The sequence below is a fragment of the candidate division KSB1 bacterium genome, assembly GCA_034506335.1.
GTDB lineage: Bacteria > Zhuqueibacterota > Zhuqueibacteria > JANLFK01 > Oleimicrobiaceae > Oleimicrobium.
Map to the genome: position 1 here is coordinate 38,484 of JAPDPR010000022.1, position 10,462 is coordinate 48,945.

Annotated in this window: 8 protein-coding genes; all 8 read left to right on the forward strand. The window is 59.6% G+C overall.

What is annotated here, in order from left to right; translation table 11 throughout:
- On the forward strand, positions 1-1,092 hold the full coding sequence (locus ONB25_08310) for a glycosyltransferase family 4 protein (GenBank protein MDZ7392880.1): 1,092 nt from the start codon (positions 1-3) through the stop codon (positions 1,090-1,092).
- Between the two features lie 13 nt (positions 1,093-1,105).
- Positions 1,106-2,443, forward strand: a complete 1,338-nt coding sequence (locus ONB25_08315; protein MDZ7392881.1) for a hypothetical protein — start codon at positions 1,106-1,108, stop codon at positions 2,441-2,443.
- A gap of 39 nt (positions 2,444-2,482) precedes the next feature.
- The gene (locus ONB25_08320; protein ID MDZ7392882.1) at positions 2,483-3,799 is read left to right on the forward strand and encodes a nucleotide sugar dehydrogenase; all 1,317 of its coding nucleotides are present in this window, start codon (positions 2,483-2,485) and stop codon (positions 3,797-3,799) included.
- The gene (locus ONB25_08325; protein MDZ7392883.1) at positions 3,780-5,030 is read left to right on the forward strand and encodes a glycosyltransferase family 4 protein; all 1,251 of its coding nucleotides are present in this window, start codon (positions 3,780-3,782) and stop codon (positions 5,028-5,030) included. The genes ONB25_08320 and ONB25_08325 overlap by 20 nt, the downstream gene beginning before the upstream one ends.
- A gap of 10 nt (positions 5,031-5,040) precedes the next feature.
- On the forward strand, positions 5,041-6,048 hold the full coding sequence (locus tag ONB25_08330; protein ID MDZ7392884.1) for a hypothetical protein: 1,008 nt from the start codon (positions 5,041-5,043) through the stop codon (positions 6,046-6,048).
- Entirely contained in the window at positions 6,032-7,303 is a 1,272-nt protein-coding gene (locus tag ONB25_08335) for a glycosyltransferase family 39 protein (GenBank protein ID MDZ7392885.1), read from the forward strand. Before ONB25_08330 ends, ONB25_08335 begins: the two co-directional genes overlap by 17 nt.
- Positions 7,300-8,238 (forward strand): decaprenyl-phosphate phosphoribosyltransferase, encoded by a 939-nt coding sequence (locus tag ONB25_08340; GenBank protein MDZ7392886.1) that lies wholly within the window; start codon positions 7,300-7,302, stop codon positions 8,236-8,238. Before ONB25_08335 ends, ONB25_08340 begins: the two co-directional genes overlap by 4 nt.
- A gap of 88 nt (positions 8,239-8,326) precedes the next feature.
- The coding region (locus ONB25_08345) for a C25 family cysteine peptidase (GenBank protein ID MDZ7392887.1) at positions 8,327-10,462 on the forward strand (2,136 nt) is incomplete at its 3' end.

A 10,462-nucleotide genomic window follows, 5' to 3' on the forward strand; every position in this document is an offset into this window, starting at 1 on the left:
ATGGGACAGAAGCGACACAGGGTGCTTTTTGTGAGTCTGTTTCCGCCAAGGGTGGGTGGTTTGGCGCTGCAAAGCGAGCTGCTAGCCCATTACCTCCAGAAGGAAGGCGTGGAGGTCCAGAAGGCCAATGCCCACTACGCGAGGAGTTACCAGGGTACGCTGGGTAAGGTCGCGAAAGCAGGAGCGCAAGTCACAGCGCTAATTCGCGCGAGCAACCGTGGGGCAAAAGAGGTGGACCAAATAGTGGCTGCCGGGTGCTCGTGGTGGGGATTCATGCCTGTGGTTGTGGCGCTTATTATGGGGCGTCGGTACGGAAAACCTGTATCGGTGATCTATCATGGCGGAGCAGCCGGGAGGTTCTTGCGGGTTCATCACTGGTGGGTGGGCCCTATGCTGCGGATGGCGGATGCTTTGGCAGTGAACTCGCATTTCCTGAGGGAAGAGTTCGCGGCGTATGGCATCGAAACGATGGTGGTGCCGCCAGTTGTGCGTTTCGGTGCCGTGAAGTCGCGGCGGCGCGGCTTGGTACTGCTCAGCACCCGCTACTTGGAGCCCATCTACGACGTGGCTACGATCTTGAAGGCGTTCGTTAGGGTGCAGGCAGCTTTCCCTAATGCACGGCTGATAGTGGCCGGATCTGGGAGTCAACAACGGAGCCTACAGGGCTTTGCGCTCGAGCATGATCTTCGGGTGAAGTTCACCGGACACTTGGAGGCTGGAGAGATAGAGCGCCTGCTCAGCCAAGGAAGCTTCTATCTCAACGCCGCCCTGGTGGACAATTTCCCCACCTCGGTGCTGGAGGCGATGAACGCAGGAACCATGGTCATCACCACACCGGTGGGAGAGTTGCCCAGGTTGATGGTGCACGGGACCCATGGTTTGTTTTTTGTCCCGGGCGACGCAGAATCCCTCGCGAATACTGTGCTTTACGCCCTGAGCCATGAGGAAGTGGCTGCGCGATGCCGCGAGGAGGGGCAAAAGCTGGCAAGGTCTTTCACCTGGGACCGAGTCCGTGCAGACTACCTGCGACTGTTACGCCTGAACGGGATGTCCGAAGAGCGGCGTAGAGAAAGAGGCAGTCTGGAGCATTAATGAGAAGGGAGCGATGATGTTCGACCCTGTGACCATTGCAAAAGGGGGGATCTACGTCATAGTGAAACGGTACACGGGCCGCTTCGCTCAATACTGGAAGCAGTTGATGGAAAGCCAGTGGTACGACGAGGGTCGGCTCCGCGAGCTGCAGAATGACTTCTTGCGTGCCCTGGTGGCCCATTGCTATGAGCATGTGCCCTATTACACGGAGCTTTTTCGTTCCTTAGGTCTCCATCCGACCGATATACAAACGGTCGAGGATTTGCCGAAACTCCCTTTGTTGGAGAAGGAGACTCTCAGAGGGCAGGAGGAGCGGTTTGTTGCGCGAGGCAGGCCGCGTTGGCTATTGCGAAGGGCGCACACCAGTGGTACCACCGGCAAGCCCCTCACCGTTTACCGTGATTTGGACAACGTGGTCTACGAGTATGCCACGTTGCAGCGACAGTGGTTGTGGGGAGGTCTCCGGAGCAGCGATCGCCTGGCCACTTTGAAAGGGGAGAAGCGCGTGCCGGCAGATCGCAATAAGCCTCCCTTCTGGCGATATAGCCCCTCCGAGCGAAAGCTGGTCATGTCCTCCTACCACTTGTCGCGACGGAATGCGGAGGCGTACATCGAGGCGCTGCGCACGTTCAAACCCGCCGGGCTGGAGGGGTACCCCTCCTCCATCTATGCCCTGGCGCGGTTCATGGCCGAACAGGGCATCACCCTGCCGCTCCGGGCTGTGTTCACCACCTCGGAGACGCTCGAACCCCGCCAGCGGCGGCTCATTGAGGAGGTCTTCTGCTGCAGGGTCTTTGACTACTACGGCCAGGCCGAGCGGGTGGTGGCCATCCATACATGCGAACAAGGCAGGTACCATGTGCTGCCGGAATATGGTATTGCGGAGTTCCTACCAGTAGAGGGCGCAGAAGGAGGCAAGGTGTACGAGCTGGTAGGCACCGGGCTGCATAATTTTGCCATGCCGCTCCTCAGATATCGGCTCGGGGACACGCTTCGGATTTCAGGAGAGAGATGCCCGTGCGGCCGCTCGTACCCCACGGTGGAAGCGATTATGGGCCGACGGGACAACTACCTGGTAACACCCAGTGGTGCCCTGATTGGCCGCCTGGACCACGTGTTCAAAGGTGCTCGGCACATCGTGGAAGCGCAACTGGTGCAGGATGTGGTGGATCGCGTCGAGGTGCGCATCGTGCCCGACCGAGGCTTTGAAACCAGCGACGCGGACTATGTGCGGCGAAAGCTGCAAGAGCGGGTCGGGTCACGCATGCAGGTGTCTGTTCGCATTGTGGAGCGCATACCGCGGAGCAAAGCGGGAAAGTTTCGGGCGGTGGTGTCCAGGGTGCGAAGCTAAATCGTGGCAATTGGGATGCGGATGTGAGGAGGTGTGGGTATGCGGATCAGCGTGTTTGGCCTCGGCTATGTGGGGTGTGTGTCGGCCGGCTGTTTTGCCGAAGATGGGCACGCGGTCGTGGGTGTGGACAAGAATCGCTTGAAGGTGGACCTGATCAACGCGGGACGGTCCCCCATCGTCGAAAAGGACATAGACGAGATCATTCGCAAGGCGGTGGCCGAAGGGAGGTTGCGGGCAACCACAGACGCCCTTGATGCGGTGATTCACTCTGACATCTCCTTTGTCTGTGTGGGGACACCGAGCAACGGGAATGGCAGCCTGGATTTCAAGCACATCGGCCGCGTCTGCAGCGAGATTGGCGGCGCCCTCCGCTACAAAGTGGGGTACCATGTGGTGGCTATCCGCAGCACCATCCTTCCAGGCATCGCTCGCCAGGTTGCCCTGCCCGCACTAGTGGCCTCTTCGGGCAAGGAGCCGGGCCAGGGCTTTGGCTTTTGCGTCAACCCTGAGTTCTTGCGGGAAGGCAGCGCGGTGCACGACTTTCGGAACCCACCAAAGACGGTAATCGGCGAGTTCGACAAGCGCAGTGGCGAACCTCTGGTGGAGCTGTACAAGCATCTCCCCGCCCCTTTGTTTCGTGTGGACATCGAGACCGCATCGATGGTCAAGTATGCTGACAACGCTTTTCACGCCATCAAAGTGGCCTTCGCCAATGAGATTGGCCGGCTTTGCAAACGTCTTGGTATCGACAGTCGCAGGGTTATGAGCATCTTTGTGCAGGACACCAAGCTCAATATTTCCGCCACCTACCTGCGCCCGGGCTTCGCCTTTGGGGGCTCCTGTCTGCCCAAGGACTTGCGCGCCATCACCTACCGAGCCAAGGAGCTGGACGTGGAGGTGCCACTTCTGGCCGCGGCGATGGAGAGCAACCGCAGGCACATCGAGTACGCCATCGATGAGATCCGACGCCTGGGTAAGAGGCGCATAGGGTTTTTGGGCATGAGCTTCAAGGCCGGTACCGACGACCTGCGCGAAAGCCCGGTGGTGACTACTATCGAGCACCTTATCGGCAAAGGGTACGAGGTCTCCATCTTCGACCGCAACGTGTCTCTGGCCAATTTGGTGGGCTCCAACAAGGAGTACATTGAGCGCGAGATACCTCACATCGCGCGCTTGATGCGGGAGTCCCCAGACGAAGTGGTGGCGGAGTCGGAGGTGATCGTGGTGGGGAATGAAGCTGAGGAACACCGTCGGGCCCTGCGGCACGCACGCCCTTCGCAGACAATCGTCGACCTTGTGGGCCTGGCCTTGAACGGTGAGTTGAAGGAAACCTCTTATGAAGGCCTCTGCTGGTAAGCGCGTTCTCATTATCGTTCAGAACCTTCCGGTGCCACTTGACCGCCGGGTATGGTTAGAAGCGACTACCCTGCAGCGGGAGGGGTACAGAGTCAGCGTAATCTCGCCCCGGGAGAGGGGGGAGCCAACCCATACGGTGCTGGAAGGGGTGGCTCTGTATCGCTACTGGGTGCCCACAGGGGCCCACGGCGTGGTGAGTTACTTCCTGGAGTTCCTCTACTGCTGGCTCGCAACTGCGGTCCTGTCGGTGGCAGTGGCCCTCAAGGAAGGTTTCGACGTCATTCACGCGTGCAACCCGCCAGATACTTTTTTCGCCTTGGCGGCACTCTACAAACTTGGGGGAAAAAGGTTTGTATTTGACCATCACGACCTTTCGCCAGAAATGTTTCGAGCCAAGTTCCCGCAGGGACATGGTGTGCTTCACAAGATTCTCCTGCTCTTGGAGCGAATGACCTTCAGGACGGCGGACGTGGTACTGGCCACCAACGAATCGCACAAAGAAATCGCCATGGTGCGCGGACGTGTGCCAGAGGGTAATGTCTATGTGGTGCGAAGCGGCCCCGATTTCGCCCGGCTCCGTCTTATGCCTGCCGAGCCGGCTTTGAAAGAGGGACGGCGCTACCTGGTGGCCTACCTTGGGGAGATGTGCCCCCAGGACGGCGTGGACTATCTCCTGCGCGCCGCCCACCTCCTGCGCATGGAGATGGGCATGAGCGATGTGCTCTTCGTCATCATGGGGGGCGGCCCGGCTTTGCCCGCGTTGCGCACTTTGGCAAAATCCCTGGAACTCGACGGGATGGTCAGATTCACCGGGAGGGTCTCCGATCTTGACCTTTGCCGTTACCTGTCCACCGCAGATCTCTGTGTAGATCCGGATCCGAAAACCGAGTGGTCTGACCGCTCAACTATGAACAAGATACTCGAGTACATGGCGTTTGGCAAGCCGATTGTCGCCTTCGACTTGAAGGAACACAGGCGTTCAGCCGGCGATGCCGCAGTTTATGCGCGTGCCAACGACGAGCGCGACTTTGCGCTCAAGGTCAGGTCTCTGCTGCTCAATCGCAAATTGCGCGAGAGAATGGGGCGGATAGGCTATCGACGCGTCGTGGAGCGGCTCTCGTGGGAACACAGCAGTCCGAACCTGCTTCGAGCCTACCGCCATGTCTTCGCCGGTATGCATCCACCTGCGGACGCCAATGAGGGCGACCGAGGTTTCAGCCGTTCGAAGTGAGGTGAGCGACATGATTCCTCCATACTGCAGATGGGTATTGATCGCGCTGCTTGCTGCGATGCTGGCCGAAGGGTGCACGAAGGACCCTGTCTCACCCGAGCCGGACGGGTGGTTACCAAGAAATGTAGGGCTGGGAAGCCTTTACGTGCAATGTCTGGCCGTAGACCCCTTCGACGAAAAGGTGCTTTTTGTCGGAACTTTTGGGGGAGTGTTTCGCAGCGGCGATGGGGGGCACTCCTGGAAGGCTTCTGGGGAGGGCATAACCAGTATGGACATTTCAGCTATTGCCCTTTCCCCGTTTCGGCGAGGAGAGGTGCTGTGCGGCACATGGGGCAAAGGTGTGTTCTTCAGCGAAGATGGAGGGCAGAGCTGGGCGGCGAGGAGCAACGGCCTGCGCAGCCCGCGCGTCACCGCCGTGGCATTTGACAGCCACGACAGCACGCGTATCTACGCAGCCACCACTGATGGCATGTTCACAAGCGTCGACAGGGGACAGCATTGGGTGCTATGCTTTCCGTATGGCAATGTGCGGGGCATGGCCGTGCACCCCACTGAGGCCCAGGTACTCTTCGTGGGGGTTGAGTACCACGGTGTGCTCAAGAGCGAGGATGGCGGACAAGCGTGGCAGCCGAAGAATACTGGGCTCCACCTCACTGAAGGAGCTTACGACGCGCCCTGGGACATCGCGTTTGACCCTGTCGACACCAAGGTGCTATATGCAGCCACTGGGGTAGTGGACCTTCATAAGAGTGAGGACGGCGGTGAGACCTGGAGGTTGGCCGACGTGGGCCTCGACTGGAGGCGGGTACGCCAGGTAGCTATCGATAGGGCAGATCACCTCCGCCTTTACGTGGCGACTGACCGCGGTGTGATGCAGAGCAGCAATGGCGGCGCCTCTTGGATGACGATGAACGATGGCTTGAGGTGTGAGAATGTGCGGGCTGTTCTGGCCACGTCCATGGGCGTCTTTGCAGGAACCTACGGAGGAGGCGTATTCTTCCATGCGGCGAATCGTTGACCTACTCCTCAGGGACCGTGTCCTGCTTCTGATTTGCGCATTCGGCCTGCTTGCCCGGGTCACATTTGTGGCCACCTTGGAGCCCAGGTTGTATTGGCCCATCGACGAAGGGGCCTACGACCATCTTGCCAAGGCGCTAGCTTCGGGCAAGGGCTACGTGACGCCAGAGGGGGAGTTCACCGCGTACCGGCCGGTGGGATATCCAGCCTTTCTCGCGCTGCTCTACTCGGTCTTTGGGCCCAATCTGGTCGTCGTTCGCCTGGTTCAGTCGCTGCTCACCACTGCCCTGGTGTGCGTGGTCTACTTGCTTGGCAGGCATCTCTTCACCAAGGAGGTAGCAAGAGTTGCAGCGGGCATGTGTGCCCTCTACCCGTACTACATTTACATTTCAGGAGTCCTGTACTCTGAAGCCTTGTCCGTCTTGTTGATGGCCTGTGGAGTCTATCTGTTCATCGCGGCATGCGAACGGCCAGCGACGGCAAAGTTTGTGATAGTCGGGGCGTTGTTGGGCGCTCTGGTCCTCACCCGACCAAACACAGTAGCGGCATTTCCTTTCTTTTTGGCTTGGTACATCTGGGTACCCGGCGTGCGGCGACGCGTGCCGGTGTGGATGCCAGGTGTGGCATTGGCAGTCGCCGCGCTCCTGATCCTGCCGTGGATGGCCAGAAACCAGGTCCGCCTTGGTGCGTTCACCTTGGCCACCAACGGAGGGCGGAACTTCTGGCTGGGGAATAACCCAGGTGCTACTGCGGACACCGGCAACGAAGTACCACTTACGCCGGAGCTGACTGCAAAGCTGGAGGGTGCTCGTTCAGAAGTGGAGCGCGATCGGGTCTATTATGCCTCCGGTTTGCAGTTCATTCGCCGCCAGCCTTCGCGCTTCCTCGGGCTCACAGCAAGCAAAGCCATTGCGTTCTGGCGCCTCTATCCGGTGCCATCTTCGGGTTTCAAGCAGCACGAAGGTTTCTCCAAACTGGCGAGTATTGTAACGTATGGCCCCATTTTGGTTTTGGCGATAGTTGGTCTGGCGGTCTCCTGGGCCAATGCGCCCGAAAGAAACCTTGCCTTTCTCTGCCTTTTTGTCTGTTTCAACGTTGCCCATGCGGTCTACATTTCAATTGTCCGCTTGCGGTTGCCATTGGATCTGTTCCTCATGACCTTCGCGGCATATGCGGTTACCCGTGCGCGTGAGTGGTGTGCGCAGCTAACATGCGGCAAGCGAGAAAAAAGCGTCGGACGTGTGGAGGAAAGATGAGCGCTCAAAGATTAACGACTGTGACGCCTGTACAGCCGCGGGTAAGAACCTGGAGCCGAGGAACGGCCTCTGCTCTGTTAGTGGCGATACGACCCAGGCAGTGGAGCAAGAATCTGTTGCTTTTTGCTGGCGTCATGTTCTCGCTGAACCTGGGTTCGGCCCCTCTGCTCATGCGGGCCTGTCTGGCTTTCGCGGTCTTTTGTTTTCTGTCCAGTGCCGTGTATTTGTTCAACGACGTCATCGACGCTGACCAAGACCGACGGCATCCACACAAGCGCTCGCGCCCGGTAGCAAGTGGGCGTCTGAGTCCTACGTTAGCCCTCACCACCGCAGGTGTGATGAGTACGGTGGGCATAACAGGAGCCATTCCGCTCGGGGGCCGATTCGCGGGCATTGCCATAGGGTACTTCGTGTTGATGAACCTGTACTCGGCATTCTTGAAGCGGGTTGCCCCTTTGGATGTCCTGGTCATCGCCGTAGGCTTTGTGCTTCGGGCCGTGGCAGGGGCGGTAGTCGTTGATGTGGCGATCTCCCAATGGCTTGTGGTCTGTACCACATTTCTCGCGCTCTTTGTTGCCCTATGCAAGCGGCGCCACGAACTGACGGCGCTGGGGGCCGACGCTACCGCGCACCGCCAGTCCCTTACTTCTTACAGCCCGGCGCTGCTGGACCAATTCATCATCCTGGCCGCGACCTCAGCGGTGATGAGCTATACTCTGTACACCCTTTCCCCGCGGACAGTGGCGGAGTTCGGGCACGCGAACCTGGTGTACACGGTGCCGTTGGTCGTCTTTGGCATCTTTCGTTACCTCTACCTTGTTCACTTGCAGAACGGTGGGGGTAACCCCGAGGTGCTTCTCTTCGGAGACCCGCCGCTGCTGGTGAGTATCGTGAGCTGGGCAGTGATGGCTGCGGCGCTCATCTACTGGATTTGACATGTAGGACGACAGGACAACCAGAGCAAAGAGCGTTCGTCGCATTGCAGCGGTACACGAGGCTATGAAATACGGAGCGGAAAGTGGAATGAAAGCAGTCACCTTCTGGCACAGAGCGACCGTGATGGGAGCAGTGTGGGCCTTGCTGGGGTTAGGAGTGCAAGCAGGGGTGCAAGTGGTGGGCACAGATCAAACAAGCGTTGTCCTGGAGTTAAGGGTCGATTCTCTCCAGGTGATCCCGCTGGAAGGGGAGCATGAGCAGGTGACGCTGTACCTTGACGGCTGTGGCACACTGTCCCAACCAGGAAGGCCCGTGCTGCCGGTGACAGGCACGATGGTGGGCGTTCCCCCCGAGGCACCGGTGTCCCTGCAGGTGCTCCACGTTGACTACAGGGAGCAGGGAATGTGGAACCTGCCGGTCGAGCCCGAGCAAGGAGAAAAAGTGGCCACGGCAGGGTGGTATCCTCAGGAATTTGCCGCCTTGGGTGAGGTGGGCTTTGTGCGAGAACAGCGCGTGGCACAGGTGCTCTTCTTCCCCGTGCGAGTGAATCAGGCCACCGGCAAAGCGCAGGTGGCGCGCCTCGTCAGGGTTGCGGTGCGGTTCGAACAGCAGCAGGCAGCACATGGCGTTGGTGCAGAGGCGGGCGCTGAGGAGTCTGCCTTCGAGCCCTTCTTCCGCTCGAACCTAGCCAATTACGCGCAAGCCCGGCAATGGCGCAGGGTGCCCACGGCCGAGGCGGTGGTCAAAAGTTCGCGATCAACCCGGTCTGCTCAAGTGTTTAAGATCGTCGTGGAAAAAGACGGCTTTTACGAGGTTAGGGGCCGCGACTTGGAACGGGCAGGCGCAGTCCTCAGAGGACTGGACCCCCGCGCCATCAGCCTGAGCAACAAGGGGCGCTCCGTGCCGGTCTGGGTGACGGGTGCGCGCGACGGCTCGTTCGACCCCGAGGATGCCATCCGGTTCTACGGCGAATTCAATCGGGGGGACTATACCTACTTTTCGCCCTACACCCCGGCCAATGCCTACTGGCTTGCCCTGGGCGAGGGCTCTGGGGCGCATATGGTTGAGGTGGATGGCGGACTCTATGCGGCCGATCCGGTTCGTCCCTCCAGCGCACGCCACACCACCCATTTCGAAGAGGACCAACTTTTTGAACGTCTGTTGTTGGTGGCGGATGCGACTGCGGACCATTGGTTCTGGAAACAACTCCAGCCCGGTGCACCTCAAGATCTTGTCCTGCGCCTCGAAAAGCCGGCGGGCTCAGGCCTAGTGCGCGTCAGAGTGATGATGCGTGGTCTGACCTACCCGTCTTACGCCAATCCTGACCACCACGTCACTGTGAAGCTCAATGGCTACGTGGTGGGCGACGTGAAATGGGACGGCCAGGCTGCCTACTTGATGGACAACGCTGCGGTGCCTGGGTCCCTTCTCAACGACGGCGATAACGTGCTCACTTTCGAGTTGCCCGGCGATACGGGGGCAGGCGATCTGGACCTGGTGCTGCTGGATTGGGTGGAGGTAGTCTACGATCGCCGCCTGGAGGCATCTGGGAACAAGCTCGAACTGCGGCGCGAGCAGGGCCGTTCAGGTGAGGTTGTAGAATACACGGTCTCCGGCTTTATGCGCCCCGACGTTCTCATTATCGACGCCTTGGGCAGGAGGTTCACCAACGCACTCTGGCAAGAGGAAGGAAGTGGCTACCGGGTCACCTTTCAGGACGCGGCCTCGGTTACTACCACATACTATTTCGTTCCTTCTGACGGCTTCCTTTCGCCCGTTGCCATTGTCCGAGATACTCCCTCCGCGCTTCGCGATCCGGCAAATCGCGCGGACTACTTGATCATAACCCATGCAGACTTTGTGCAGGAGGCCAGTCGCCTTGCCGATCACCGCCGGGCTCAAGGCTTCGTGCCCATGGTAGTGGACGTAGAGGATGTGTACGACGAATTCGGCAACGGGAGCATGGATCCCGCGGCAATCAGGCGTTTCCTTCAGTACGCCTACTCCAACTGGGCGCCTCCCCGGCTCACCTACGTCCTGCTCGTGGGTGACTGCACCTATGGGTACGACAAGGAGGTGGCCCGCCGGTGGAAGGTGCGCACCTATGTGCCCACGATGCTGGAGTACACCACGACCTGGGGCGTGCTGTCCAGCGACAACTATTTTGCGTGCGTCAGCGGCGACGACGTACTGCCTGACCTCTATGTAGGGCGCCTGCCGGTT